This is a genomic window from Bradyrhizobium sp. 215_C5_N1_1, assembly GCF_052075935.1.
Classification (GTDB): Bacteria; Pseudomonadota; Alphaproteobacteria; order Rhizobiales; family Xanthobacteraceae; genus Bradyrhizobium; species Bradyrhizobium barranii.
This window is the reverse complement of sequence record NZ_CP197228.1, coordinates 2,752,696-2,778,131: the sequence shown is the minus strand read 5'-3', so window position 1 is coordinate 2,778,131 and position 25,436 is coordinate 2,752,696. Positions and strand designations below refer to the sequence as shown.

The 25,436-nt window shown below is 63.0% G+C and carries 24 protein-coding genes; 10 read left to right on the top strand and 14 right to left on the bottom strand.

The features are described from left to right. Window positions 1-109: 109 nt before the first annotated feature. Window positions 110-325 (top strand): hypothetical protein, encoded by a 216-nt coding sequence (locus tag AB7G19_RS12995; RefSeq protein ID WP_063982016.1) that lies wholly within the window; start codon window positions 110-112, stop codon window positions 323-325. Between the two features lie 548 nt (window positions 326-873). Here the strand turns inward: AB7G19_RS12995 and AB7G19_RS12990 are convergent. The 3 genes from AB7G19_RS12990 to AB7G19_RS12980 all read right to left on the bottom strand — a co-directional run bounded on the left by AB7G19_RS12990 (window position 874) and on the right by AB7G19_RS12980 (window position 4,505). Continuing rightward, window positions 874-1,374, bottom strand: coding sequence for a hypothetical protein (locus AB7G19_RS12990; protein ID WP_063982015.1), 501 nt, complete (start codon window positions 1,372-1,374; stop codon window positions 874-876). Between the two features lie 537 nt (window positions 1,375-1,911). After that, a complete protein-coding gene (locus AB7G19_RS12985; protein WP_231142722.1) occupies window positions 1,912-3,837 on the bottom strand; it encodes an AI-2E family transporter in 1,926 nt (641 codons plus the stop codon). A gap of 272 nt (window positions 3,838-4,109) precedes the next feature. Then, window positions 4,110-4,505: a hypothetical protein gene (locus tag AB7G19_RS12980; RefSeq protein WP_063982014.1), complete on the bottom strand. Its 396-nt coding sequence runs from the start codon at window positions 4,503-4,505 to the stop codon at window positions 4,110-4,112. 289 nt (window positions 4,506-4,794) lie between these two features. Between AB7G19_RS12980 and AB7G19_RS12975 the strand changes: the two genes are divergently transcribed. Then, window positions 4,795-5,052 (top strand): DUF2798 domain-containing protein, encoded by a 258-nt coding sequence (locus tag AB7G19_RS12975; protein WP_014493668.1) that lies wholly within the window; start codon window positions 4,795-4,797, stop codon window positions 5,050-5,052. A 62-nt stretch (window positions 5,053-5,114) separates the two neighbouring features. On the opposite strand, the gene AB7G19_RS12970 is transcribed toward AB7G19_RS12975, so the two are convergent. The 3 genes from AB7G19_RS12970 to AB7G19_RS12960 all read right to left on the bottom strand — a co-directional run bounded on the left by AB7G19_RS12970 (window position 5,115) and on the right by AB7G19_RS12960 (window position 8,366). After that, entirely contained in the window at window positions 5,115-6,902 is a 1,788-nt protein-coding gene (locus tag AB7G19_RS12970) for a chloride channel protein (protein ID WP_063982012.1), read from the bottom strand. A gap of 13 nt (window positions 6,903-6,915) precedes the next feature. Then, the gene (locus AB7G19_RS12965; RefSeq protein ID WP_231142724.1) at window positions 6,916-7,563 is read right to left on the bottom strand and encodes an L-fuculose-phosphate aldolase; all 648 of its coding nucleotides are present in this window, start codon (window positions 7,561-7,563) and stop codon (window positions 6,916-6,918) included. 176 nt (window positions 7,564-7,739) lie between these two features. Further along, on the bottom strand, window positions 7,740-8,366 hold the full coding sequence (locus AB7G19_RS12960; protein ID WP_231142726.1) for a MarC family protein: 627 nt from the start codon (window positions 8,364-8,366) through the stop codon (window positions 7,740-7,742). A 145-nt stretch (window positions 8,367-8,511) separates the two neighbouring features. Between AB7G19_RS12960 and AB7G19_RS12955 the strand changes: the two genes are divergently transcribed. The 4 genes from AB7G19_RS12955 (at window position 8,512) to AB7G19_RS12940 (ending at window position 12,212) form a co-directional block, all read left to right on the top strand. Further along, window positions 8,512-9,081, top strand: coding sequence for a YciE/YciF ferroxidase family protein (locus AB7G19_RS12955; RefSeq protein WP_063982009.1), 570 nt, complete (start codon window positions 8,512-8,514; stop codon window positions 9,079-9,081). A 187-nt stretch (window positions 9,082-9,268) separates the two neighbouring features. Next, window positions 9,269-9,652: an Hsp20/alpha crystallin family protein gene (locus tag AB7G19_RS12950; protein ID WP_014493661.1), complete on the top strand. Its 384-nt coding sequence runs from the start codon at window positions 9,269-9,271 to the stop codon at window positions 9,650-9,652. Between the two features lie 8 nt (window positions 9,653-9,660). Then, a complete protein-coding gene (gene lon / locus AB7G19_RS12945; protein ID WP_354096624.1) occupies window positions 9,661-12,051 on the top strand; it encodes an endopeptidase La in 2,391 nt (796 codons plus the stop codon). Window positions 12,052-12,056: 5 nt separating this feature from the next. Next, entirely contained in the window at window positions 12,057-12,212 is a 156-nt protein-coding gene (locus AB7G19_RS12940) for a hypothetical protein (protein ID WP_187387991.1), read from the top strand. Window positions 12,213-12,284: 72 nt separating this feature from the next. On the opposite strand, the gene AB7G19_RS12935 is transcribed toward AB7G19_RS12940, so the two are convergent. From AB7G19_RS12935 to AB7G19_RS12915, 5 genes are all read right to left on the bottom strand, one after another. After that, the gene (locus AB7G19_RS12935; RefSeq protein ID WP_014493658.1) at window positions 12,285-12,587 is read right to left on the bottom strand and encodes an HU family DNA-binding protein; all 303 of its coding nucleotides are present in this window, start codon (window positions 12,585-12,587) and stop codon (window positions 12,285-12,287) included. A 281-nt stretch (window positions 12,588-12,868) separates the two neighbouring features. Beyond that, entirely contained in the window at window positions 12,869-14,101 is a 1,233-nt protein-coding gene (locus tag AB7G19_RS12930) for an acetyl-CoA C-acetyltransferase (protein ID WP_063982007.1), read from the bottom strand. 277 nt (window positions 14,102-14,378) lie between these two features. Continuing rightward, the gene (locus AB7G19_RS12925) at window positions 14,379-15,842 is read right to left on the bottom strand and encodes a GH1 family beta-glucosidase (RefSeq protein ID WP_063982006.1); all 1,464 of its coding nucleotides are present in this window, start codon (window positions 15,840-15,842) and stop codon (window positions 14,379-14,381) included. Between the two features lie 477 nt (window positions 15,843-16,319). After that, window positions 16,320-16,727: a hypothetical protein gene (locus AB7G19_RS12920; RefSeq protein ID WP_063982005.1), complete on the bottom strand. Its 408-nt coding sequence runs from the start codon at window positions 16,725-16,727 to the stop codon at window positions 16,320-16,322. Window positions 16,728-16,788: 61 nt separating this feature from the next. After that, on the bottom strand, window positions 16,789-16,956 hold the full coding sequence (locus AB7G19_RS12915) for a hypothetical protein (protein ID WP_187387990.1): 168 nt from the start codon (window positions 16,954-16,956) through the stop codon (window positions 16,789-16,791). Window positions 16,957-17,085: 129 nt separating this feature from the next. Between AB7G19_RS12915 and AB7G19_RS12910 the strand changes: the two genes are divergently transcribed. Further along, window positions 17,086-17,652 carry a DinB family protein gene (locus AB7G19_RS12910; RefSeq protein WP_063982004.1) on the top strand — a complete coding sequence of 189 codons (567 nt, stop codon included), beginning with the start codon at window positions 17,086-17,088 and terminating at the stop codon, window positions 17,650-17,652. 93 nt (window positions 17,653-17,745) lie between these two features. Here AB7G19_RS12910 and AB7G19_RS12905 read toward each other — a convergent pair whose 3' ends face one another. Both AB7G19_RS12905 and AB7G19_RS12900 read right to left on the bottom strand, forming a co-directional pair. Then, on the bottom strand, window positions 17,746-20,208 hold the full coding sequence (locus AB7G19_RS12905) for a TonB-dependent receptor domain-containing protein (RefSeq protein ID WP_441268822.1): 2,463 nt from the start codon (window positions 20,206-20,208) through the stop codon (window positions 17,746-17,748). Window positions 20,209-20,361: 153 nt separating this feature from the next. Beyond that, entirely contained in the window at window positions 20,362-21,711 is a 1,350-nt protein-coding gene (locus tag AB7G19_RS12900; protein WP_063982002.1) for a histidine kinase, read from the bottom strand. 193 nt (window positions 21,712-21,904) lie between these two features. Here AB7G19_RS12900 and AB7G19_RS12895 point away from each other — a divergent pair, with 193 nt between their 5' ends. From AB7G19_RS12895 to AB7G19_RS12885, 3 genes are all read left to right on the top strand, one after another. Next, entirely contained in the window at window positions 21,905-22,525 is a 621-nt protein-coding gene (locus AB7G19_RS12895; protein ID WP_014493646.1) for a response regulator, read from the top strand. Between the two features lie 73 nt (window positions 22,526-22,598). After that, window positions 22,599-23,444 carry an S-formylglutathione hydrolase gene (gene fghA / locus AB7G19_RS12890; protein ID WP_354102667.1) on the top strand — a complete coding sequence of 282 codons (846 nt, stop codon included), beginning with the start codon at window positions 22,599-22,601 and terminating at the stop codon, window positions 23,442-23,444. 336 nt (window positions 23,445-23,780) lie between these two features. Next, on the top strand, window positions 23,781-24,713 hold the full coding sequence (locus tag AB7G19_RS12885; RefSeq protein ID WP_354102668.1) for an IS110 family transposase: 933 nt from the start codon (window positions 23,781-23,783) through the stop codon (window positions 24,711-24,713). 96 nt (window positions 24,714-24,809) lie between these two features. Here AB7G19_RS12885 and AB7G19_RS12880 read toward each other — a convergent pair whose 3' ends face one another. Then, window positions 24,810-25,382 (bottom strand): DUF3280 domain-containing protein, encoded by a 573-nt coding sequence (locus tag AB7G19_RS12880; RefSeq protein WP_187387989.1) that lies wholly within the window; start codon window positions 25,380-25,382, stop codon window positions 24,810-24,812. Window positions 25,383-25,436 lie beyond the last annotated feature (54 nt).

Sequence of the window (25,436 nt, the reverse complement as noted above, 5' to 3'; positions counted from 1 at the left end):
AAACCGGCCCGGCTGATATCCGGCAGGACACATCGCCATGTCAGCCACGACCGCGAACACAGGCGACCTTTTTCTCACAGCCTGAATCGCCGTCACGGGAGAAACAACCATGCGAAAGACCTTTGCCATTCTCGGCGTCACCCTGATCGCCGCCGCCACCATCCAGACCGCCGCCGCGAGCGACCGCCACCACAGAAGCAAGGTACACCCCGCCCCGATCACCCAGTCGGTCCGCGACTCCAACGCGTTCTGGCCGTCGCAGCCGACCACACCCGACTGGCAGCGCTACGCCAACGGCGCGCTGTCGGCACCGGCGGGGCGGTGATGCGGGCGTAGAACGCGGTTGCTGCGACGTCTCTCGTGTCCCGGACGCGCTGCAACGCGCAAGCGTTGCTGCGCAGAGCCGGGACCCAGAAAGCGACACGGTACAATGCGGAGAGTAGAACGCGGAGACATGGGCCCCGGCTCTGCAGCGCACCGCAAGAGCGCTGCGCTGCGTCCGGGGCACGAGACGGAGTATGAGGCAGCGGCGGCGTCCTCCAAGTGCCATTGTCATTCCCCGCGCAGGCGGGGAATCCAGTACGCCGCGGCCTCTCGGCTCAATCACAGCCGTCTCTGGAATGCTGGATCGCCCGGTCAAGCCGGGCGATGACAGCGAGTGCTGCAGACGCACCAATGGCCGACGCGCTGACAGTCGCAGAACCTTTGGCGATGGGCGGGCCGTCGCTCTCGGTCATCGTGTTCATTCCTGTTGCGTCGCGACAGGATAACTCGCTTCCGCTTTTTTGGCGGCATAGCGAACCTTGCCCGGACTTGCCGGTAGGTCAACCGAATGACCCCAACCGGACTTTGGCTGCGGGCCTCACGCATGCGCTACGCGGTTCGGGATGAACCCTGCATGACACGCTTGACCACCATGGCCGCGATCCCCGCGAGCACGGCCTTTGCCTGCGGGGACGCAAGTATGTCGATGATCGGGTTCGACGGTTGGGCTTGCTCGTGAGGCTGGGCATCGCCACTCGCGAGGATATCCCGGAGCTGACCGGGCCTCCCATGCAGATCGGTGAGCACCTCGCCCAGTTCCTTCGGTTCGGGGGCCACTTGTCCCGGTAGCGCCACGCCGCGCGCGGCGGCTCGCTCCTGCAGCATCTTCACGAACGCCGCCCGTTCTTCCGGCGAAAGCTTGCCCAACGCTTCTATCGCTGCCTGCGCGTACTGGTCAGACGGCACGGCGTGTGACACATCACCATACCGTTTGAGAACCTCTTGATCGGAATAACCCTCCGACGGATTTCCTTGTTCGTATCGATCAACGAAATCCCGATACTCTTTCTGGCGTTGCCCACCGCCCAGTAACTCGTCAAGGATACCCATGTACAGCTCCTCCTTGCGTGATTAGCTCAGGCTGCTTGCCACGGACAACCACACGTTTCCCTTGCGCGACATACGAGCGATATCGGCGTTACGCAGAAGATACAGGCGAAGAGTGCGGTCGCTCCGATAGTTGCTACTTCCAAGGTAAACCCACGTTGAGAGTATTGACCTAGGTCAAAGGGTCATGGCGGCCGTGCAAACTGAAAGTTTTGCTTGTGAGGCGTGAGTGGACATTCCACGCGCGTGTCGCAATGATCGCTATTGTCCCTGCTGAAGCTTTTGGGTCCGGCCAAATGTGCGGTTTGCGCCAAAACGGGCTGCACTTACGGTCCTCGGATTACGGCATTCGCCACATCGCGCCCGCCGTTTGTCTACCGGTTCGTATTAAATAAAATCGGGAATGCGCGATGGCAAATATTCGCAAGGGTCACCGTCGCGCGGTCCCCGCCAATCCTTTTGCTCTCCACAGGACCCGGTGACCGATGCGGATGGTCGCTCTGCGACGCCCGGCAATCCAGAGGAGCAAAAGATTCGTTTTTACGCCGGAGCAGCTGCCTTCGCCTGATCCGACGCATCAGGTTGCGCAGAGGTCACGTGAACGACTGCTTCCAAGGCTGCACCGAACGACCCGCTTGCTACCAACGCGTTGGAAGCGTTTCCCACCGTTTCTGCGGCTCCCGTTCCCAGCAAAGCGAACAGGATACGGGTTGCGCCAATCCTTTTACTGAGCCCTCGAACGACGTGCTGAATCTTGGCGGTGGACGGCTGACTCAGATAGCAGACGCATACAAGCGCGGTGTTCGCCAATTCGAGCGAAAGCAATTTCGACATTGATGAAGCATCAGCCTTTTCCGCAATTGCCTGAATCCCGCGGTACCGCAGAAGCTGCGCCAGCACAAGCGCCGTCGCCTCATCGAGTCGCCCGGCACCAGGGATGCAAACGACCGAAATAGACGAGGTCGGCGGCTCCGGAATCAAAGCGTGCTCGGAGCCTGCTCGCTCGAATGTAATGGCAGCTCCGGGGCTTGAGCTTAGATCCGGGGAACTGGGTCCTGTTGCTTCCACGTCATGGTGTGCCCCCAGCTCAGCGACCAATTCTTCCACCGTTGAGACTACCCGATTTAATCGGTCCTGATCGAGGTGACCCAATTGACGGTCGGCCTCCGCGAGTCTCAGGCCTTTCAAGAGGATGTCGTCATAATAATTCTCAAGCGACGAGTCATTCAGGTATTCATGTGCCTGTTCCACCGCTTCAATGGGATCTCCCGCCAGCATTCGTTGATAAGCCAGTTGCGGCGGCGTCAGCGGTGGTCGGTCGCCAAGCATAACGTCAAGAAATTTGAGGCGATCGACATGCCGCCCAAGGACGACGAGACAAATTGTTAAGGGCGTGGCCAACACCAGTCCGACCGGCCCCCAAAGCCACGTCCAGAATGACGCTGACAGGATAATTGCAATCGGGGAAAGACCCGAGCTATGCCCAAAAATCAAGGGTTCGAGGACCTGTCCTGCGAGCAACTCAAGCACGACGAACAATGCCGCCGTAAGTATCAGCATCTGCCAGCCCGTGCCCACCGCCGCCGCGAGAATGAGAGGGAATACCGCAGATATCAATGCACCGATATACGGTACAAATCGCATAATCATCGCGATCAGACCCCATAGCGGAGCCGAGGGGACACCGATGAATTCAAGACCTAAGCCTATTGCAAGACCGAACACGCCATTGAACGCGATCTGGGTAAGAAAGAGCTTGCTCAGACGCTTACCGGCGTCGTCCAGGGCCGCAGTCGTGCGTTGAATATCCGCGGATCCGGCCAGTCGGACAAGCCGATTCCTCAGATCTTCCCGTTGCAGCAGGACAAAGACAACAAAGATCACGACGATCCCTGTCGTCGTTAAAGGTGAAATCAGTGGCTGGATGATTGCGCCAAACGTCGACAGAGCACCAGGATCGGGTTGCCTTACCTCAACGGGTATGGGTATCGGCTTGTCTGAGGGCTGTCTGCTGAGTTCGCCGTCAGTAGGTCGACCGGCCCCATCTCGATTCTGCAACTCTGTCTTCAATTCTTTCAGAACTGTCGACGCCTGCTCCAATGTTCCAGAGCCGCCGCCCATTAAGCCGCGCAGGCTTTCGATCTTGTCACTCAATGTTTGTTGATAGCCTGGCAGCTTGGTGGCGAGCCGGGTCGCCTGCGAAACCATAAGACCGCCTAGACTAAATATGATCGAGAATCCGATGAAGACGACCACCAGCACAGAAATCGTGCGCGGAATTCGCCAGGAACGTAAGCGCATCACGAAGGGCGCCATAACGAAACTCAGGAGAACTGCTAACGCGAAGGGGACAAAAATTTCACGACCGAAATAGAGCGCAGCAATTATCAACGCTGCGACGGCCATATTCGTCAGCACAGTCCCCCGCGGCTGTGCCAATCTCATTTGAGGAGATTTCTCTTCCATGGCGCGTCTTCCATGGCGCGGCTCATTCATCCCATACGTGGGTGAATTCTCCTTCGCGACACCATCCTACACCGAACTAACTTGTTCCGACAGCCCGAGCATGCCGTTCAATGTCGCTAGCTCGTCTCATAGCGCGCGGGTTGACAGCCCGCCGGGTGTTTTGCCCGTCGGGCAACACAGAGACGCGTAACCCGGACGGAGCCAACGGGTCGGCGCGAAGCACCGCAGGCTGACACGCTCCGTGCAATCCGGGCTACGGAGAGAACAGGTGCCTAATAAGGCTGATAGTAGCCACGCGGACCGTAATAGGGACCGCCGCCATAATATCCCTGACCGCCATAGTAAGGACCCGGGCCGTCATAATAGCGATTCTCGTAGTACTCTTGGCGTCGGCTCTCTGCGATCGCGCCTCCGATCAGACCTGCCGCCACGCCCATGAAGGCAAGCCCTGCCGCATTTGGACCGCGGCGATAGTAGCGGTGGCGGCGGGCGGCGCTGAAATCGGTCGCTGCTGATCTGCCCGATGTCGCAGAGTCCGCGCTGACGGACGGCGAACCGGCCGGCGCCGCAGACGAGGGCGAGACGGAAGCTGTCGCCAGAGCCAGACTCGCAAACGCAGCCAGCGCGGTGTTGCGGCCGAACCTTGAATTTACGGGCCTGTCGCTCATCTCGGCGTCCTTTGTTCTTGTTCAAAGTCAAAATATGAAACGATCCACAACGTGCAAACCACTGAAAAGTTTCGTGATCGCGGCAATCTGCCACGCTTCGAACGATTGTAAACCGAACGACCAGATCCAGCTTGAACCACTCAACCTGAGCGGATAATGAACAGCCGCGCCGTTTTTCGGTCGCCGTAAGCGTTTCACGTGAACCAACGCATCAACCGACGCCGTCGGGATCGATGCATTTTCGCAGGTTCAACGTGACTGACGCGTCCTTTTCCTCAAGAGAAATCAGATGATTGCGGTTCGCAAACTGCCGGCGCGCTATGCGCCGATCGTGATGCCATTTGTGCTGTCCATCCTCATGACGGCCGTGGTGTCGGTCATTTCGACGCTCCGGAGCCTCGGCGCGACGCCGGCGTTCCTCGCGACCTGGCCGGGCGCCTGGGCGCTGTCATGGCTCGTCGCCTTTCCCACGCTGCTGATGGTGCTGCCACTGGTCCGACGGATCGTGGCGTGCGTCGTCGCTTCCCCATCTCAACCAGGCCGATAGCCGGCGCGGACGGCGGCACACGAAGCACGCCGTCCCGCTTCCATGCGCCTGCGGGAGTGATCCTACGACAGCGCCCCGAGCACGCCGCGCGTTGCCTTGTCGATCTCCTCGACATAGCGGCGGCGGGCAAACGTCTCGGTGAGGAAGCCGACCACCTTGCGGCTGTCGGTGGAATCGACCACCGCCAGCATCTCGGCTTCCGCTTCGTCGAACACGGCCATCGCCGACTTCACATTCATTTCCGGGATCAGCACGATCTCGGTCAGGCGTGCGAGCTCGATCACCTGGATGTCGTCGGCGATGCTGTCGAGGTCGCTGGAGAACAGGTCGGGCAGCAGGACGAGGCCGACATATTCGTCCGCATTGTTGACGATGACGATGCCGGGCCGCGATCCCAGCGCGAATTCACCGCGCACGGCGGCGATCGTCGTGGTCGACGGCACCTTGCCTACGTCGGAGCGCATCAGCCGCTCGACCGTCAGGTTGCGCAGCCAGCCCACGTCATTGGCACTGCGGATGGTCTCGCCGCGCAGATGCAGGCGCCAGGTCGAGAAGGAATGGCCGAACATGAAGCGGACGCAGATCGAGGTGACAATGCAGCCGGCCAACACCACGGCGGTGACGTCGACATTGCGGGTCATCTCGAGCACGAGGAACGACATGGTCAGGGGACCGCCGACGATGGCGACGCCGAGCGTCGCCATACCCGTCAGCATCGCGACCAGCGGGTCGATCACGAACTCCGGGCTGATGAGCAAAAGAACCGCAGCGAAGAACTTTCCGATCAGGCTGCCGACGAACAGCGAGGCGAAGAACAGTCCGCCGCGGAAGCCCGAGGCGAGCGAGATCAGGCAGGCCGTCACCTTCAGGGCGATGATCAGCGCGATCAGGCCGATCGTCATGTCGTGAAAGAGATCGAGCACCATGGCGCCGTGGCCGGCCGCGAGCACCTGCGGCGTGACGATGGCAAAGCTGCCGACGATAAGGCCGCCGATCACCGGGCGCAGCCAGACCGGCAGCCAGACAAACAGGCGCTCGAACATCGAAGACGACCGCATCACGGCGATGCCGACGCCGCTGGTAATGAGCGCAAGCCCGATCAATGCCAGATATTGCTCGACGCCGACCGCGCTGACCTTCGGTATCTCGATAGAGTACGGCGCGCCGCCGAGCCATTGCGCGGTCAGCGCGCCAGCAAGCGAGGCCGCCAGGATCGGCGCGGCGCTGCCGACCGAATAGACGCCGACGATCAGCTCGCAGGCATAGAACGCGCCGGTGATCGGCGCGCCAAACGCCGCTGCGATCGCAGCGGCGGCGCCGCAACCGACGATCAGGCGCAAATCGTTGCGGCGCAGATTGAAGAACTTGCCGAGCAGTGAGGCGATACCCGAGCCGATCTGGGTGTAGCCGGCCTCGAGGCCGACCGAGGCGCCGCAGCCGTTCGAGATCAGCGTCTGGCTCGACACCACCATGCTGTCGCGCATCGACAGATTGCCGCCGCGCAGCGCGTTCGCCTCGATCGGGTCGACCGCGTTGGAGATCTTCAGCCGCCGCCGCCACCACTCCATGATACCGAGCGCCAATCCGCCGAGCGCGGGCGCGATCAGGGCCGCCCAGGGGCTGACCCGGGCGTGCGCGGATAGGCGAACGTCGACGGGAATGCCGTAGATCATCATATGGGCAATCTGCGCGATCTCGGCCATCAGCGTCACGATGGCACCGGTAAACGTGCCGATCACGAGTGCCAGCGGGATCAGGTAGAACTCGTTGCTGCGCAAGAGCGCGCGCAGGCGAACCATGACGCGGTTCGATCCCTTGCGATCGGCGATGTGTCTGATCCGCGCGAACACCTTTTTGCCCGCCCTAACCTTCCGACATGCCGTAGCCGGCCATGCGCTGGCTGACACGTTCGATCTCGGCACTCGACAGCAGTGGCGGTTTTCCGATCTGGAGGCAGCCGTGATACTGCCGCGCCAGCGTCTCGACCTCGACGGCGAGCCACATCGCCTTGTCCAGCGTCTTGCCGACCGCAATCATGCCGTGATGGTCGAGCAGGCAGGCGAGCCGGCCCTCCAGCGCCCGCAGCGCATGCTCGGACAGCTCCGCCGTTCCGAAGGTGGCATAGGGTGCGCAACGGATACTGTCACCGCCGGCGGCCGCGATCATGTAGTGCACGGGCGGAATCTCCATGCCCAAGATCGCCAGGATGGTGCAAAAGGTCGGATGAGCGTGGACGACGGCGTTGACGTCGGGCCGCGATTTCAGGATGTCGCGGTGGAAGCGCCATTCACTGGACGGCTTCTGACCGGGGGCATGCGAGCCGTCCATCGCCATGAACACGATCTGGTCGGGCGTCATGGCGTCATAGGGCACGCTGGTCGGCGTGACCAGAAGCCCGTCCAGATGCCGGACGCTGATATTGCCCGAGGTGCCCTGATTGATGCCGAGCGCGTTCATGCGGCGGCACGCGTCGATGATGGCCTGTCGCTTTGCGAGCTCGTCCGCTGTCATCGATATCTCGGATTCTTCTCGGTTTCTTGACGATGGACCTTTGTTAGACCGGGAGTACGTCAAAGCTATATGGCAGTGCAAGAGAAAGCGGCCGGGATTGGCTGCTGCCTTGCCGGCTGTACCGTTACATCAAGAAACCAATTGTAAAATCAGTATATTAGCAGATTGTCGCAGGTTTACAAAAAGCTCGCCCGGACGGCCGCGATCCCGTTGATCACGAACTGCACCGAATAGGCTGCGAGCAGCATGCCAAGCACGCGTGAGAGCACGGCATTTCCGGTGCGCCCGAGGGTGTGCGCGATCAGGCTCGCGGAGACGAAGCACAGCATGCAGAGCAGGCAGACGGAGACGACGACCGCGATGATGATCGCGAGCTTGGCCCCATAGCCGGCATTGCCCGTCAGCAGCAGAGTGGTCGCGATCGCGCCGGGACCGGCCATCATCGGGATGGCCAAGGGAAACACCGCGACGTCTGAGGCATGCTCCGAGGTCGCCTTGTCGGCCTCGCGCGCCTCGCGATGCGGACGGTCGCCGAAGATCATCTGGTAGGAGACGCCGAACAGCAGCAGTCCGCCGGCGATCTGGAAGGCGGGGATGCCGATCCCGAGTTGGCGCAGCAGCCAGTTTCCGGCCAGCGAGATCACCACCAGGATCGAGGCCGCGATCAGCGGCGCGCGTAGCGCGATCGTTCGCTTGACCTTGTCGGGCATGCCTCCGGTCGCGGCGAGGAAGGCCGGCGCAAGGCCGACGGGATCGACCACCAGCAGCAGCGTCACGAAGGCGGACAGGGCGAAGTCGAGCATGCGGGTGGGTCTCACGCGAGGTGCAGCCGCAATCCATAACCGCTGGAGGAGGCCTTCGCGAGGAACATTTGCCCTCGCAGAGTCTTGGTCGCGCGAGGATTGAGGAGGGCATCGCCCTTCCCGTGTCGCCTCAAGAGGAGGATTTATGGCTAAACGAGCGAAGAAACGTGCGAACGCCAAAAAGACCGCGGCGCGCCGTCCGCGTCAGGCACCGAAGATGTTGAGCGACCTGTTCCTGGAGACGCTGAAGGACATCTATTACGCCGAGAACAAGATCATCAAGACGCTGCCGAAGATGGCCAAGGCCGCGCATTCCAAGGACCTTGCCGCCGCCTTCAACAAGCATCTGCGCGAGACGCAGGGCCAGGTCAAACGGCTCGACCAGATCTTCAAGATGCTGGGCAAGCCGGCCCGCGGAAAGCCCTGCGAAGCGATCAACGGCATCACCGACGAGGGCGCCGAGATCATGAAGGATTTCAAGAACGCCCCTGCCCTCGACGCCGGCCTGCTCGCGGCCGCTCAGGCCGTCGAGCACTACGAGATCTCCCGCTACGGCACGCTGCGCACCTGGGCCGAGGAGCTCGGCATGCCGGACGCGGCAAGGCTGCTCCAGGAGACGCTGGACGAGGAAGAGGCGACCGATCACACGCTGACCGAGCTCGCGACCTCGGTCATCAACCTCGAAGCGGAAGAGGAGTACCGCGCCGCGGCCTGATCGGCGCGACGCGCCCTACTGTTGCCTTCGATGCCGCGGAATATCCCCGCGGCGTCGAAGCGTGCGACGACAAGGGCCTCTTCCGGTTGGAGAGGCCAGGCATGCTCCAAACGCGCGATGCTGGAATTTTGGGGAACCGTCCCCATATGCTCGTTTTCCAACCGCAGCGCCTTCCCCGAGTTTTGCCATGCAACCCAAAAATCCCCTCGACTGGATGCTGTCCGAAGCCCTGGACTCGCTGACCCGCGCCGAACGGCTGCGGCAGCAGTTCGGCCGCCAGGAAGCCTGCTGGGAGCCGCCGATCGACGTGCTCGAAACCGAGCATGAGCTTCTCATCCTGGTCGCGCTTCCCGGCGTCAACCCTGATAATGTCGAGACGGTGATCCTCGACGGCGTGCTCGTCATCTCCGGCCAGCGCACGCTGCCGCCGGAGCTTCGCAACGCCCGCATCCACCGACTCGAGCTGCCGCAGGGCCGCTTCGAGCGGCGCATCGCGCTTCCCGTTGGCCGCTACGCCATCAGCCGCTTCGTGATGGACGGCTGCGTCGCGCTGCGCCTCGCCAAATCCTGAGGTCGATCATGGCCACCGAACAGATGAATAACGCACAGACCAATTCCACCGAGTCCGACGTGAAGATTCCCGAAGACGCGCTGATCGTCATCCCGGTGCGCGAGATGGTGCTGTTTCCCGGCGCCATCGCGCCGATCGCGATCGGCCGGGCGAAGTCCATCGCCGCCGCGCAGCAGGCGCTGCGCGAGCAGCGGCCGGTCGGCATCGTCCTGCAGCGCAGCCCCGAGATCGAGGAGCCCGGGCCTGATGATCTCTACCGGGTCGCGACCATCGCCAACATCGTGCGCTACATCACTGCGCCCGACGGCACGCATCACATCGTCTGCCAGGGCGTGCAGCGCGCCCGCATCCTCGACTTCCTGCCGGGAACACCGTTCCTGGCCGCGCGTTTCCAGCAGATCCCCGAGCCGACCACGAGCTCGCCCGAGATCGAGGCGCGCGCGCTGAATCTGCAGCGCCAGGCCATCGAGGCGGTCGAGCTGCTGCCGCAGGCGCCGCCCGAGCTGGTCGCGATGTTCCAGAGCACCACCGCGCCCGGCGCGCTGGCGGACCTGGCGACCTCGTTCATGGACATCAAGCCGCAGGACAAGCAGGAGGTGCTGGAGACCATCGACCTCGCCTTGCGCGTCGAGAAGGTGTCGAAGCACCTGGCCGAACGGCTGGAGGTGCTGCGCATCTCCAACGAGATCGGCCAGAAGACCAAGGCCTCTTTCGACGAGCGGCAGCGCGAGGCGATCCTGCGCGAGCAGATGGCGACCATCCAGCGCCAGCTCGGCGAAGGCGACGGCAAGGCGGCCGAGGTCGCCGAGCTGACGGCTGCCATCGCCAAGGCCAACATGCCGCCGGAAGCGGAGGCGCACGCCAAGAAGGAGCTGCGGCGGTACGAGCGCATGCCGGAGGCTGCCGGTGAATCCGGCATGGTCCGCACCTATCTCGACTGGCTGATCGAACTGCCGTGGGCGCTGCCCGCGGAGAAGCCGATCGACATCACGGAAGCACGCCGCATCCTCGATGCCGATCACTTTGGCCTGGAGAAGATCAAGAGCCGGATCATCGAATATCTGGCGGTACGCAAGCTCGCTCCGCAGGGCAAAGCGCCGATCCTGTGCTTCGTCGGCCCGCCCGGCGTCGGCAAGACCTCGCTCGGCCAGTCCATCGCACGCGCGATGGATCGCCCGTTCGTGCGCGTCAGCCTCGGCGGCGTGCATGACGAGGCCGAGATCCGCGGTCACCGGCGCACCTATATCGGCGCGCTGCCCGGCAACATCATCCAGGGCATCAAGAAGGCCGGCACGCGGAACTGCGTCATGATGCTGGACGAGATCGACAAGATGGGCCGTGGCGTGCAGGGCGATCCCTCGGCCGCCATGCTGGAGGTGCTCGACCCCGAGCAGAACGGGACGTTCCGGGACAACTACCTGGCCGTGCCGTTCGACCTGTCGCGCGTGGTGTTCATCGCGACCGCCAACATGCTGGACCAGATTCCGGGTCCGCTGCTGGATCGCATGGAGCTGATCAGCCTCGCCGGTTACACCGAGGAGGAGAAGCTGGAGATCGCGCGCCGCTACCTGGTGCGGCGTCAGCTCGAGGCCAACGGTCTGACGGCCGAGCAGGCCGAGATCGAGCCGGAGGCGTTGAAGCTGGTCGTCAAGGGCTACACCCGCGAGGCCGGAGTGCGCAATCTCGAGCGCGAGATCGGCAAGGTGTTCCGCCATGCCGCGGTGCAAATCGCCGAGGGCACGGCTGCCAAGGTCGTGGTGAGCCCCAAGGACATCGCCACCGTGCTCGGCCAGCCGCGCTTCGAGGGCGAGATCGCGCAGCGCACCAGCATTCCGGGCGTCGCCACCGGGCTCGCCTGGACGCCGGTCGGCGGTGACATCCTGTTCATCGAGGCCTCGCGCGTGCCCGGCCGGGGCGGCATGATCCTGACCGGCCAGCTCGGCGACGTCATGCGCGAGAGCGTGCAGGCTGCGATGACGCTGGTGAAGAGCAAGGCCACGCAGCTCGGCATCGATCCGTCGGTGTTCGAGAAGAGCGACATCCACGTTCACGTGCCGGCGGGCGCAACCCCGAAGGACGGACCGAGCGCGGGCGTTGCGATGTTCACGGCGTTGACGTCCCTGCTCACCAATCGCACGGTGCGCAGCGACACCGCGATGACCGGCGAGATCTCGCTGCGCGGCCTGGTGCTGCCTGTCGGCGGCATCAAGGAGAAGGTGGTGGCTGCGGCCGCCGCCGGATTGAAGCGGGTGATGCTGCCGGCACGCAACAAGCGGGACTACGACGACATCCCGAAGAGCGCGCGGGACAACCTCGAATTCATCTGGCTGGAGCGCGTCGACGAGGCCATCGCCGCAGCGCTCGAGCCGGCTGATGCCAAGGTCGAAGCGGCGGAGTGAAGACGATGAAGAAACTGCTGGAAAAAGCGAGGCGATCGCGGAAAACGCAGCGGCTGCGTCAGCTGCTCGACCGTGCGATCGACCGGGTTCGCGATGCGCTGGCGGCACCAGGGCCGCGGCTTCAGCCCGTTCCGGTCCGGGTGAAGCGCCGCAAGGGTTGAGCCCTCCGTCTCAAGCCCTCGCGGCAGCCCCAAACAAAAGGCCCCCTCCTAGCCGAGGGGGCCTTTGCGTTGTTAGCCCACCGCGTCCTTGGCGGCCTTGACCGGGCGGGCGCGGACGATCTTCCGGGCCGGCTTGGCCTTGAACATCATCTCTTCACCCGTGAACGGGTTGGTACCCTTGCGCGCCTTGGTCGCGGGCTTCTTGATGACCACGAACTTGGCGAAGCCCGGCACCAGGAACAGGCCGTTCTTCTTGAGCTCCTTGTGACCGACGTCGGTCAGCGTCTCCATGACGCTCTTGACGTCGCGCTTGGAAAGCTCGGTGGCGGTCGCAATCTTTTCGATCAGCTGCGATTTGGACATTTGGGTTGGCATCGTGTCTCCTCTGATTCGTTGCCGGTTGCATATTAGACCAACCGTTGAAGGCCCAGAGCCTTCTGCACAGTTTTGTCGCGATTTTACGGGCTTTTTTGGCCCTCTGAGGCAAAAAACCCTGCTTTTCAGCGGCTTCCAGAGCGGAAGGAGCCTCCGGCAGCGGTTTTTGCCTTGTTTCAAAGGCCCGCACGCCGCCTTGCTAAAGCTGATTCGCTGCTTTCGACAAGCGACGACCGGCCTCTTTGTGAAAGGCCGGTCGCGATTCACCCTGAAAAATAAGGCTAGACGCGCTCGATGATGACGGCGGGAGCCATGCCGCCGGCCGCGCACATGGTGACGAGACCGCGCTTCAGGTCGCGCCGTTCGAGCTCATCGAGCACGGTGCCGATCAGGATCGAGCCGGTGGCGCCGATGGGATGGCCGAGTGCGATCGAGCCGCCATTGACGTTGACCTTGGCGCGGTCGAGCTTGAGGTCGCGGATGTACTTTTCCGCCACCACCGCAAAGGCCTCGTTGATCTCGAACAGGTCGATGTCGTCGATGGAGAGCCCCGCCTTCGCCAGCACCTTGCGCGTGGCCGGCACCGGCGCGTTCAGCATCAGGGTCGGCGAGTCCCCCATATTGGCCATCGCGATGACACGAGCGCGCGGCTTCAGGCCGTGCGCGCTGGCATAAGCGGGCGATGCGAGCAGAATCGCGGCGGCACCGTCGACGACGCCGGAGGAATTGCCGGCGTGATGCATGAAGTCGATGTTCAGGTCCGGATATTTCTGCAGGATGAGGCCGCGATAGGTCGTCCCCTTGTCGTCGAGCGCATAGTCGGCGATCGCGGGGAATGCAGGCTTCAATGCGCTCAGCCCTTCCATCGTGGTTTGCGGCCGCGGATACTCTTCATGGTCGAGCGCGAGGCTGCCGTCCTCGCGATGCACGGGCACGAGGCTCTTCTTGAAGTGACCGCCGGCAATCGCCTGCGCTGCGCGCTTCTGGCTTTCGAGACCGAGCGCGTCGACGTCCTGCCGCGTGATGCCTTCCAGCGTCGCGATCGCGTCGGCGCAGACGCCCTGATGCGACTGCGGATGCCGCGCACGCAGGCGCAGATTGCCGGAGTCCATCATCATCGGACCGCCGCCGCGGCGTCCCTCCATCGACATCATCTCGCAGCCGCCGGCGATGACGAGGTCTTCGGTGCCCGACATGATCGAGGCCGCCGCCATGTTGACGCTGGTGATGCCGCTTCCGCAGAAGCGGTCCAGCGTCACCGCGCTGGCGCGCACGTCGTAGCCGGCATCGAGCGCCGACATGCGGCCGAGGTCGCCACTTTGGGTCGCGACCTGCGCGCTACAGCCCCATACGATGTCGTCGACATCGGCGGTGTCGATGCCGGTGCGATCGGCGAGCGCGCGCAGCACGGTCGCGCCGAGCTGCTGCGGATGAATGCCCGAGAGTGCTCCCTTGCCGGCCTTGCCGACGCCCCGCGGGGTCCGGCAGGCATCGATGATCAGCGCGTCAGCCATTGGCGTTGTCCTCTTGTTTATGGGTGTTGATGTCGTTTCTGAATAAGGGGAAGAGTGGAGTCAACGTGCGGTGCTGCGCAGCCTCCGCGCAAAAACTGAAAAACAACCCCATGCACAGTAGAAACGCGGGTTCCGCATGAGGCGCGGTGATACCGGTGAAGCGATTGGCCTGTCAGGCTAAACGGCCGTGGCCGCGCGATCTTGCGTCACCTCGCCCCGCCTGCGGGAAGAGGTCGGATTTTACGCGCGGCGGAAAATCCGGGAGAGGGAGAGAAAGCTATGCCCCCGCCGCGTTCTTCGCGATCACGTTGCGGTAGAAGGTCGCGCTGAGCTTCGGCGTGCGCACCTGCGTGTCGAAATTGACGTGATAGAGCCCGAAACGCTTGTTGAGCCCGAACACCCATTCAAAGTTGTCCAGCAGGCTCCAGAGGAAGTAGCCGCGCACCGGCACGCCCTCCGCGGTGGCGCGCTGGAGCTGCGCGAGATAGTTGCGCAGGTACATGATGCGGTCGGTGTCGTAGATCTTGCCGTCGGGCGTCACCACGTCGTCGCCGGAGGTGCCGTTCTCGCTGATGTAGATCGCATCCGTCTTCCAGATCTTTGCGGCCAGCTTCGGCACCCAGTAGATCGTCTCCGGCGCGACGCGGAGCCAGTTCGAGTTCATGTGCGGGAACGATTTCGGGATCGGAAGCGGCATGAAGCCCGCGCCCTGGTCGGAGGGCACCACGTAGTTCTGTGGCGCGTAGATGTTGAGGCCGAGGAAGTCGACCGGCGAGGAGATGATCTTCAGCTCGGCGTCGGTGTATTTCGGCGCATCGGCGCCCGCGTATTTCAGGAAGGCGTCGGTATACCGGCCGGTCATGATGACGTTGAGATAACCGGCATTCATCTCGCGTAGCGCGATCTCGGCCGCACGGACATGCTCGGGCGTGTCGATTGCGGGAACGCAGACGTCGATATTCTCGGCCGGCCCGACCCTGGTGCCGGGGCGGCCGTGCGCCCGCACCGCCTGCACCGCGAGCCCGTGCGCGAGCGCGCTGTTATGCCTGACCTGGTTGACCTCCGCTTGCGGCAGCGTCACGCCGGGCGCGTCGATGCCGAGGCCATAGCCGAACTGGACGAAACGTCCGCTCTCGTTCAGCGTGAACACGTTCTTGACGCGATCGGTCAGGCGCTCGGCGACATAGCCCGCATAGTCGCCAAAGATCTTGCACGTCTCGGTCGAGCGCCAGCCGCCGAAGCGATCCTGGAGCGATTGCGGCAGGTCCCAGTGATAAAGCGTCAGCCACGGCTCTATGCCGTTCTTGAGGAGCTCGTCGACGAGACGATTGTAGAAGTCGAGCCCCTTCGGGTTCGGCTTGCCGTCGCCGTCCGGAAACACCCGCGGCCATGCCACCGAGAAGCGGTAGGCCTTGCAGCCGAGCTCCTTGATGAGCGCGATGTCCTCCTTGTAGCGCTGATAATGCTCGACGGCGCGATCGCCGGTGGTGCCGTCCTCGATCTTGCCGGGGATGCGCACGAACTTGTCCCAGATCGAAGCCCCCCGCCCGTCGACGTCCACCGCACCCTCGACCTGATAGGACGAGGTCGCCGTGCCCCAGACAAAGCCCGCCGGAAAGCCGTCCACGCCCCGCGGCGCCGGCGCCGGCTTAACCTCGGCGGCCTCCAGCGGATTTGCGATTCCGGCTGCGGACAATCCCGCCAGCTTGGCAAACTGGCGACGCGAGACCTTGTCCGACATTGATACTGCCCCTTGAGACGATTGTTGCGGCGGCACAATGGCGTGTCGGAAGCTGCTTGAAAAGCGGGAGTTCCGGGACTTGCGGATGCAAAAATGCAGAAGAACGCCCCGGATTTACCCCACAGCCCTGCTTTTTGCCCTTCACGCCCTGAGCCGCGTCGAAGCACGCCAACAGCGAATTGATCACGGCTCGCGAGCCCAGACCATCCACCACGAAGTCGCGGTCCTTGCCGTTGGGCGGTATGATCTTCAGCTTCGCGCTGCGAATGCAGGAGCGATCGTCCGAAACCATCGATAGAACGATCCGACGCTCCACCATCGATGGCAAGAACGCATACGTCCGTTCACAAACGCGGTCCCGAGTGATTGCGAGTCCTGCTGCGGCCGTCGCGCCAGCCTGGCAAGCTGGCGACGCGAAGCCTTGTCCGACATGATGCTGTATTGAACCGAGCACGCCGAGCGACCCGGCTCGCTCGATCAGCGCGAGCGCTTGGGCAATTTCGGAAGCTTGTCGGGATTGAACGCCGATGCCTGCTCGGTTCGCTCACGCGCGGGCGGCTGCTGTTCCGTGAGAATGAGCGTACCCTGGAGGATCATTCCCGGCATCTGCGCTGCCTTCGCCGTGTAGGTCGCGACCTTGCCGGGGCAGTTTCCCTCGATGTCCAGCGTGAGCTCGTCGTCGATGCCGAAGACCGTTGCACGTCCGTCGGTGTGACGCTTCGTCGACACGGTGGCGGTGAAGCGATCGCCATCGACCTTGCAGGAGCCGTGATAGGTCATCAGGCTGTCGCAGCCCCAGATTTGTCCGTCTGCGACATGGACGATCCCGGTACCCTGGTCGAGTGGCGTCTTGTACCACGCCGCGTAGGTGCCGTCCTTCAGCATGGGAGCAGTCTCCCTTGACATTCCCTCGCGAATAATCCGCATGATTAGCGCTAAGAAACGGTTAATCGCGCGGCCCGTGCGAATCCGGTCTGTCCCTTCGCAACTCGGCTTCCAGATCCTCGATGATGCTGTGAAGCAGGCACGCGGCAAGCGGATCGGTGACTTCGCGCTCCAGAAGCCTGTAACGCGCGATCTGGAATTCCCGCTCTCGCAACTGGTGCTCTGTCATCGGACGGGCCCTCCGGCAAACCTACCCGGAAACAGCCAAGTCGTTTCGTTACAATTTTCAGATCATTCGCTATGGTTTCTGATCGGTAAAGGAACGCGGCGCCAAGCAGGTCGGTGTACGGGGTTTGCAATGTCGATCGTTCAAAGCTATCGCGCCTTCGCCTACAATAATGCCTGGGCGAACCACCGGTTGCTCCGCGCGTGCGCCGAGCTGAGCCAAGGCGAATTTGAGGTCGAGCGGACGGGCTTCTTCCCGAGCCTACAGCGGACGTTGAACCACATTTACGTCGTCGACCTCTTTTACGTCGATGCACTCGAGGACGGATGGCTTGGGCCGAAGGCCTGGGAGGATCCGATCCCATTTCCAGCTCTTGCAGGGCTCTCGGAAGCTCAAGCATCGATGGACCGGCGCTTCATCGGCGTCTGCGATGCTCTGACACCCGCCTCGTTGAACGAAGACGTGCGGATCAATCGAGATCCTGGTGTCCAGATAGAGCGACGCGACCGGCTGCTGATGCATCTCATTCAGCATCAAATTCACCACCGTGGGCAGGTGCATACGATGTTATCGGGAACACGCGTCAAGCCGCCGCAGCTCGACGAGTTCTTTTCAGCTGCCGAAGCGCCGTTGAGGGCATCCGAGTTTGCCGATCTGGGCTGGACGGAGGAAACGGTTTGGGGGCCGCCCAACTCCTAGGTCGCCTATGGCTTATCAGCCCTCTCCCACAAGAAGGGGGAGAGGGCAAAACCTGCGCCGGTGCCCGACGCTAGTGGCTCAACGGAGCCACACTCAGAACGTCATCCGCATGCCCGCATAGAACGCACGGGGCCTTGCCGGGCTCAGCGATCGCGGGTCGTTAAATTCCGCACCGCCATTGGTGAAGTTGGGCAAGGCTTCCCTGTCGAAGAAGGTGCCAAGGGTCGAGTAGCGGTTGTCGAAGATGTTGGCGACGCGACCGTAAATCTGCAGGTTCTTGGTGATCTGGTAGGAGGTGTGGAGATTGAACACCGCGTAGGACGGCAGCTGCGGAAACTGGTTGGACTCGTCGCCGACGAAATACTGGCTCGAGACAAAGAGCGCGTCACTCCCGACCTTCCAGACATCGGTAACCGCATATTCGATGCTTGCCTTAATAAGGTGGCTAGGGAGGCGCGGAATGTGATTGCCCGGCAAGACCTGGATGTTGCCGGCGTCGGCGAACGGGCTCTCTGATCCAAGCGTCAGCGCGTCGAGGAAGCGCGCGTCCAGGAACGCATAGCTCGCCTGGAACTGAAGCACATTCGACTTCAGGCTCACCTCGGCTTCGATACCCTGCCTGCGCGTCCGGCCGACGTTCTGGAAGAAGCCGAAGCCAGTCAGGCCCGGAATTGGGGTCGCGAGGATGTCGTCGTAGTTGGTGGCACGGTAGGCACCGATTTTCCAGCCGAGCGAGCCGATGTTCAATTCCTTGGTACCGCGGAAGCCCGCTTCGAACGTCTTGGATACGACTTGCTGAAGTGGGGGGTCAGCGATCAGAAACTGCCCGATGATGCACGGCCTCGCCGGATCGGCGCAGCCGAGCTCGAGTGGCGTGGGCACCCGGTTGGCTTCGGAATAGCCGGCATAGGCAGTCACTTCAGAGGTGATCTTGTAGGTGCCGCCGATGATCGGATTGAACCGATCATAGGTATGATCGCCATTGAGTGCGGTGCCGAGCTGGTCCATCAGCGTGACACGGGCCGCGTTGAATCGCCCGCCTGCCGTCACCGCAAAGCGATCGTCCACGTTGAACGTGTCGAGCGCATAGAGCCCGTGATATTGGTTGACGGTGCGAAGCGACACGGGACCAACCGATGTCGGATCACCGGAGGGACCTAGGAATATGCCGCTGCCCGTGACGACATAGTTCGTGCCTATGGTTCCTAATTCAGCGCTGCCGGTGAAGCGCGTGCTGCTGACATCATAGCTCGCGCCAACTACGAAGCGGTTCTCATGACCGAACAGCTGGTCGGTGTTGGTTGCCTGACCGGATACGCCAAATGTGGTCGATTTCGTGCTGGTGCGATCGATCTCGCTGAGGATGGCGTCTGGCGCAAAGGTATTGGCGAGCTGAACGCCATTCAGGCCAAAAGCCGGGACCGTATCATTGCCAAAGCACAGGAGCGTTGGATCGGCACATGCCTGGGCGTCGGTCGGGTTTCCGTCCACGGTGCTCTGTTTGAAGCTCCGCACATGCGCCGTGCCCTCAAAGGTCCAGGTCGGCGTCGCCTCCACCTTGCCGGTCAGGTTGAGATAGCCGACCTTGTTGGAGATGGTTTGCGGCGTTGTGTAGGTCGCCCCCCAATATTGCTGGAGCAATTCGGCCGGAACAGTGCTGGGTCCTGCCAGGGAATTGTTGGCGACGCCGCCATTGAGGTGAAACTCGTTGCCTTCGAAGCGATACCCGACATCGCCATAGAACCGCCGGACATCCGATTGCGAGAAATTGCGGAAACCATTGTCGTGAACGCCTTCGAGCGCTCCGTAGACCGACCAATTGTTGTCGACCTGCTTGCCCCATTGTGCAGAGCCCTGGATGCGGCCGAATGAGCCGCCCATGATGTCGATTTCGGCACCTTGATAGTTAAAGCCGTTCTTCATCTGCAGATCGATGGCGCCGCCGAGCGCGTTAAGGCCGTATGCCGGATTGTTAGTTACGACCAGCGCCGATCGGATCGCGGCCGTCGGGATCAGATCCCAATTAACAGTGTCGGAAAACGCCTCGTTGATGCGCACGCCGTTCTGGTAGACGGCGAGGCCCTGCGGCGTGCCGGCCAGAGGTGAAGCGACGAAGCCGCGAAACTGCACATCGGGCTGGAATGGATTGCCGGTCACTTCATTGATGCTGAGACCAGGCACGTACTGCTGCAGGGCAACGGCGATATCTGGCGAGGCGGTACGCCTGATCTGGCTGGCATCAACCGCATTGATCGCGGACGGCACCTTGTCGACATCGAGACCTCGGCCGGTGCCCGGTGAGGTCGGGTAGACGTAAAGGCGTGTCTTCGGAGCGGCGGACGCCGGCGCCCCTACCCGTGCGACCGGCCGCGTTGGCGCACTGCGCCTCACGGCCGACGGCGGTGGTGCCGCGATCTCGACCGCCGGCAGATTCTGGACGTTGGTTTCCTCATCCTGCGCGGCTGCGGCGGGGCCTGCAAGGACCAAGCCCGACACCAGCCCCGTCGACACCGAGGCTATCAACAAACGACGCTTGAACCAAAGAGGCTTGCCCATCCCTGCCTTCCCATCCGTGACCACCGGCTGTTTTGATTTTCGCCGTTTGGTTGAGATGAGTGTATTCGGCGGCAGTGAGTCCGCCAGCCACAAAAGGTCTGGCACTATCCGCACCCGTTTTCCCGACCAAATCGGGAATTTTTCCCGATGCAATCAGGACGCCGCCGTCGGAACCAGCGCCTCCACGGTCAAGCCGCCGTCGCCGGAGACGACGTTGAGCGTGCCGCCCAGCGCCAGAATGCGCTCGCGCATGCCGACGAGGCCGAAGCCGAGCTTCTGGCCCGGCTCCATGCCGCGGCCGTTGTCGCTGACCCGCACGCGCGCATAGCCGCGGCCGCCGGCCTGCTCGACGGGCTCGATCACGACATTGACCGACGTCGCGCCGGCGTGGCGGAACACGTTGGTGAGCGCCTCCTGCACGATGCGGTAGATGGTGAGGTCGGCCGTCTCGCCGGTGACCCCGAGCGTGGCGGAGATCACGGTTTCGATCGCGACGTCGGGATGCGACTCCCGCCACAGCCGCGAGAGCGATTCCAGCGCCTGGCGCAGGCCGAGCTCGGCAAGGCCGACGGGCCGGAGCCGCTCCAGCACCCGGCGGGTGAACTGCTGGAGCTGGTTGATCTGTTCCAGCAAGGCGCTGCCGTGCTTTCGGACCGAGTCGGCATTCGGCGCGCGCCCGTCCGCGAGCTTCGCCAGCGCGCTCGCATGCGCGCGCAGCGAGAACAGATACGGCCCGAATTCGTCGTGCAGCTCGCGCGCGATCTCCTTGCGCTCGACGTCCTGGAGCGACACCGCGCGCTCGGCCAAAAGCCGCTTTTCCTCCACCGCCTCGCCGAGCGCCGCCGCGAGATGATTGAGCTTGCCGCAGATCGCGGCCAGCTCGGGCGCACCGCCCGGCGTGGCGCGCGCGTCATAATGCCCGCCCTCGATCGCGGTCATCGTCTGCGCCAACGACTGCAGCGGCGCGAGCGCGCGGCCGACCACCGTCATCATCACCAGGAACAGCGCGAGCGCGATCACCGAGCCGACCTCGAGCTGGGTCACGATGGCGTCCCAGATCTCGGCGATCTCGTCATCGGGATGCGCGGTGATCACCAGCGAGCCCGGCTTGCCATGGACCGAGACCGGCACGCTCACCGTGGTCTGCTCGGGATGAACCAGGCCGACGAACCAGGCCGGCGGTCCGCGCGCGTCGTCGTCGGCAGGCCGGGGCGGCGTCAGCGGGTTACCGCCGGCGTCCTGAAGCGCGATGCTGACATGGCGCAGGCGGCTCAGATCGCGCGCGATCTGGTTCAGCCTGGCATCCGGATCGGGCGCCTCGTTCAGATCCGCAACGATCATCTCGATGAATTCGCGCGCAAGCCGGATCACGCTCTGGTCCTCGGCCTGCACGCGCGGCCCGGCTTCCGCGACCTGGCGGCCGATATTGACGGCAAGCCCCAGCGCCAGCAGCAGCGCCAGCAGAAGGTTGATGCGCGCGCGCAACGATAGATTTTGCCACATTGGTGCTGCCCGTGCCTCGCGAAGGTTGGCCCGCGCCTGTCCGATGACGTTGACAGAGGCGAAGCGCCCGATATCTAATCGAAAGCGTACAGCAATCCCGGCCGGGTTGCATGAGGCGACATGAGACGCGCGCAGCGTTCTTGTTCGGATCATGCGGCGGAAAAGCAGGCCGAGGCTGTCACGGGGAACGCCTATGCGCATTCTGATCGTCGACGATCATCCCATTGTCGCCTCCGGCTGCCGTGCCGTGCTGGCCGACGAGGGCGAGATCGAGATTTTGGAGGCCGCCGACGCCGAGGACGGCGAATGCGTCTTCATTGTCGAGCGCCCCGACCTCTGCATCATCGACATCAACCTGCCGACCGTCTCCGGCTTCGAGCTCGCGCGCCGCATCCTCGAACGTGCGCCCGAGGCCCGCATCATCATGTTCAGCATGAACGACGACCCTGCATTCGCCGCGCGCGCGATCGAGTGCGGGGCCAAGGGCTACGTCTCCAAGACCGGCGACCCCGACGACCTCGTCGAGGCGATCCGCGCCGTCGGGGGCGGCGGCACCTATCTGCCCACCGCGATCGCGCGCAGCATCGCGTTTGCAGGACCGACGCTGGCGCAAAGCCCGCTGTCGAAGCTGAACGCACGCGAGATGGAAATCCTGCGGCTGCTCAGCGCCGGAAAGAGCCTGTCCGAGATCGCGTGGCTGGTGCAGTCGTCCTACAAGACTGTCGCCAACACCTCCTCGATCATGCGACAGAAGCTCGGCGTGAAGACCTCGGTCGAGCTGGTGCGGCTGGCGATCGACAGCGGCGTCGCCTGACAAACACCGCCACGAATTCGGTCACACAAGCGTTGCAATCTTGATGTGGTTAGATGCCACGGAGCATAACGGCATGACGATCCAGACTGTCTCGACCAACACATCCTATGGCGGCGTGCAGGGCGTGTACCGCCATGCCAGCCAGGCGACCGGAACCGACATGGTGTTCTCGGTCTATGTTCCCCCACATTCCGCCGGCGCAAAGCTTCCCGTGGTCTGGTATCTCTCCGGCCTCACCTGCACGCATGCCAACGTCACCGAGAAGGGCGAATTCCGCAAAGCCTGCGCCGAGCTCGGCCTGATCTTCGTCGCGCCGGACACCAGCCCGCGCGGGCCCGACGTGCCGGGCGACGCCAACAATGCCTATGATTTCGGCCTCGGCGCCGGCTTCTATGTCGACGCGACGCAGGAGCCGTTTGCGCGCAACTATCGCATGTGGAGCTATGTCACCGACGAGCTGCCCAAGCTCGTGGCGGAGAATTTTCCGGTCGACGCCAAGCGGCAATCGGTGATGGGCCATTCGATGGGCGGCCACGGCGCACTGACGGTCGCGCTGCGCAATCCGCACCGCTATCGCGCCGCCAGCGCATTGGCGCCGATCGTGGCGCCCTCGCTCGTGCCCTGGGGCATCAAGGCGCTGACCGGCTATCTCGGACCGAACAAGGAGACCTGGCGCAACCACGACACCGTTGCGCTGATCGAGGACGGCGCGAAATATTCCGGCTTCCTCGTCGACGTCGGCGAGGCCGACAATTTCCTGAAAGAACAGCTCAAGCCTGAGCTGCTGCAGGCCGCCTGCACCAAGGCGGGCATCCCGCTGACGCTGCGGCGGCAGGCGGGATATGACCACAGCTATTATTTCATCTCGACCTTCATGGGCGATCATCTGCACTGGCATGCGGAAAGATTGAAGGGGTGATGACTTCTTCCTTCTCCCCTTGTGGGAGAAGGTGGCATAGGCGGCCCACGGCCGCCGTTCTTAAGAACGCCGAAGCAAAGCTTCGGCTATGGCGCCGGATGAGGGGTATCTCACCGCGCGTTCAAATGAGAGTTAGACTCGCGGAGAGAGACCCCTTGTAAGTCGAAGCGCCGCAGGTCTGCTATTGTAGACGTTGCGGTGACGGACGGGAGCCCGCAAACCCCCAGGTCGTTGCAGGCCGTGGGAGAGAGAGGTGCCCCGTCCGTTAGTCCATTGAACCCGAACAGTCGCCTGGGCCGCAAAGTGCGAAGCCCGATTAGGCAAGGAAGGGTGACCATGGATATCATCGCGGTTGGTATCGACGTATCGAAGGACCGTCTTGACGTTGCAGTTCATCCCGGTGGTGAGGCGTTCGTCGTAGAACGCAACGATGCGGGGTTGGAGCAGCTGACCGCTCGGCTGAAACAGCTTGCACCCACTATTGTGGCGCTCGAGGCGACGGGCGGCTTCGAGACCATTGCGGCAGCGGCAGTTGGCGGCGCCGGCCTTCCTATCGTCGTTGTCAATCCGGCGCAGGTCCGTGCCTTTGCCAAGGCACTCGGACAACGCGCCAAGACCGATCCGATCGATGCTTCTGTAATCGCTCACTTTGCCGCAGCGACACGGCCCGAACCCCGGCCTTTGCCGGATGAGGCGACACGGTTTTTGTCGGATTTGGTGACGCGCCGGCGTCAAATCGTGGACATGATGGGTGCCGAGCGGCAACGGGAAAAGCGCGCAACCTCGCAGCATTTAAGAAAGAGCATCACACGGCTGATCAAGGCGCTGGAGAAGGAGCTCGTCAGCGTCGATACGGACATCGACGATGCAGTGCGATCTTCGCCGGCCTGGCGCGAAGCAGAGGATTTGCTCGCCTCCGTTCCCGGCGTTGGGCCCATCATTCCCCGGACCTTGATGGCCGAACTGCCAGAGCTCGGCCGCCTGAACCGCAAGCAGATTGCGGCACTGGCCGGCTTGGCGCCCTACACGCGCCAATCCGGCCAATGGCGCGGAAAAAGCTTCATTGGTGGCGGGCGACAAGCGGTGCGAACGGTATTGTTCATGGGAGCAATGACCGCCAGACGTCACAACCCCGTCCTCAAGGCCTTCTTTGAGCGCCTCGTGGCCAAGGGAAAGCCGAAGCTCGTTGCCCTGATCGCCGTCGCCCGCAAGCTGCTTACCATCCTCAACGTCATGATCAGGACGAAAACACCATGGCAACCCGCTTGACAGCGAACACAGTCGCTCACCCGTCTTCGCTTCGCGAAGCCACCCTCTCCCACAAGGGGCGAGGGTGCAGCAGAGCTAGCGGGGAAAGGCGAAAATCTACTCCGGCTTCCCGTAGTTCGGCGCCAGCAATCGATTGCGGATCAGGTAGCTCATCGTGCGCGACCACGATTCGTCCGTGTTGCCGCGCATGTCGGCGCTGGCGGTGGTGATCATGTTGCCGGTCTTCACGTCGCGCAGATAGATGTTGAGATTGATGATCAGGTTCGAGACCTTCTGCACCATGCCGGTGATCTCGAGGTCGGCGCCAAGCTGGCCGGCAAGCTTGAGGTCGCAGCCGCCGCAGGCCTGCAAATTGGCGTGACGGGCGGCATCCCTGATCGGCGCGATGTCGAGCAGCTGGAACCTTCCTGACAGCGCCAGTTCCTTGCGCAGCTGGTCGCTGATGCGCTCGAGCCGCGCCTCTTCCGGCCTGGAGCCGTAGAACTCGCCGGGAAGGCTGGTGTCGATCAGCTCGAAATCGAACACAGCGAGCTTGGGCGGATCGGCCAACGCGACCGAACCCGTCAACAGCAAAGCTGCGAAATAGATCAGCGCTCGCATGATCGTGATTCCCGGCCTCGCGCGCGCGGGGACGAAATGCGGGGTTGCAAGCCGGGCCAAATCGGTCATGCTTTAGCAGAGACAATTCTCCACCGGCGGTCAAGCCAGGGAGAACATCTGGAG

Bases quoted from the DNA above. Each gene is read 5' to 3' on its own strand.
- AB7G19_RS12995 (WP_063982016.1), top strand. From the start codon at position 110: ATGCGAAAGACCTTTGCCATTCTCGGCGTCACCCTGATCGCCGCCGCC.
- AB7G19_RS12990 (WP_063982015.1), bottom strand. From the start codon at position 1,374: ATGGGTATCCTTGACGAGTTACTGGGCGGTGGGCAACGCCAGAAAGAG.
- AB7G19_RS12985 (WP_231142722.1), bottom strand. From the start codon at position 3,837: ATGGAAGAGAAATCTCCTCAAATGAGATTGGCACAGCCGCGGGGGACT.
- AB7G19_RS12980 (WP_063982014.1), bottom strand. From the start codon at position 4,505: ATGAGCGACAGGCCCGTAAATTCAAGGTTCGGCCGCAACACCGCGCTG.
- AB7G19_RS12975 (WP_014493668.1), top strand. From the start codon at position 4,795: ATGATTGCGGTTCGCAAACTGCCGGCGCGCTATGCGCCGATCGTGATG.
- AB7G19_RS12965 (WP_231142724.1), bottom strand. From the start codon at position 7,563: ATGACAGCGGACGAGCTCGCAAAGCGACAGGCCATCATCGACGCGTGC.
- AB7G19_RS12960 (WP_231142726.1), bottom strand. From the start codon at position 8,366: ATGCTCGACTTCGCCCTGTCCGCCTTCGTGACGCTGCTGCTGGTGGTC.
- AB7G19_RS12955 (WP_063982009.1), top strand. From the start codon at position 8,512: ATGGCTAAACGAGCGAAGAAACGTGCGAACGCCAAAAAGACCGCGGCG.
- AB7G19_RS12950 (WP_014493661.1), top strand. From the start codon at position 9,269: ATGCAACCCAAAAATCCCCTCGACTGGATGCTGTCCGAAGCCCTGGAC.
- lon (WP_354096624.1), top strand. From the start codon at position 9,661: ATGGCCACCGAACAGATGAATAACGCACAGACCAATTCCACCGAGTCC.
- AB7G19_RS12940 (WP_187387991.1), top strand. From the start codon at position 12,057: ATGAAGAAACTGCTGGAAAAAGCGAGGCGATCGCGGAAAACGCAGCGG.
- AB7G19_RS12935 (WP_014493658.1), bottom strand. From the start codon at position 12,587: ATGCCAACCCAAATGTCCAAATCGCAGCTGATCGAAAAGATTGCGACC.
- AB7G19_RS12930 (WP_063982007.1), bottom strand. From the start codon at position 14,101: ATGGCTGACGCGCTGATCATCGATGCCTGCCGGACCCCGCGGGGCGTC.
- AB7G19_RS12925 (WP_063982006.1), bottom strand. From the start codon at position 15,842: ATGTCGGACAAGGTCTCGCGTCGCCAGTTTGCCAAGCTGGCGGGATTG.
- AB7G19_RS12920 (WP_063982005.1), bottom strand. From the start codon at position 16,727: ATGCTGAAGGACGGCACCTACGCGGCGTGGTACAAGACGCCACTCGAC.
- AB7G19_RS12915 (WP_187387990.1), bottom strand. From the start codon at position 16,956: ATGACAGAGCACCAGTTGCGAGAGCGGGAATTCCAGATCGCGCGTTAC.
- AB7G19_RS12910 (WP_063982004.1), top strand. From the start codon at position 17,086: ATGTCGATCGTTCAAAGCTATCGCGCCTTCGCCTACAATAATGCCTGG.
- AB7G19_RS12905 (WP_441268822.1), bottom strand. From the start codon at position 20,208: ATGGGCAAGCCTCTTTGGTTCAAGCGTCGTTTGTTGATAGCCTCGGTG.
- AB7G19_RS12900 (WP_063982002.1), bottom strand. From the start codon at position 21,711: ATGTGGCAAAATCTATCGTTGCGCGCGCGCATCAACCTTCTGCTGGCG.
- AB7G19_RS12895 (WP_014493646.1), top strand. From the start codon at position 21,905: ATGCGCATTCTGATCGTCGACGATCATCCCATTGTCGCCTCCGGCTGC.
- fghA (WP_354102667.1), top strand. From the start codon at position 22,599: ATGACGATCCAGACTGTCTCGACCAACACATCCTATGGCGGCGTGCAG.
- AB7G19_RS12885 (WP_354102668.1), top strand. From the start codon at position 23,781: ATGGATATCATCGCGGTTGGTATCGACGTATCGAAGGACCGTCTTGAC.
- AB7G19_RS12880 (WP_187387989.1), bottom strand. From the start codon at position 25,382: ATGACCGATTTGGCCCGGCTTGCAACCCCGCATTTCGTCCCCGCGCGC.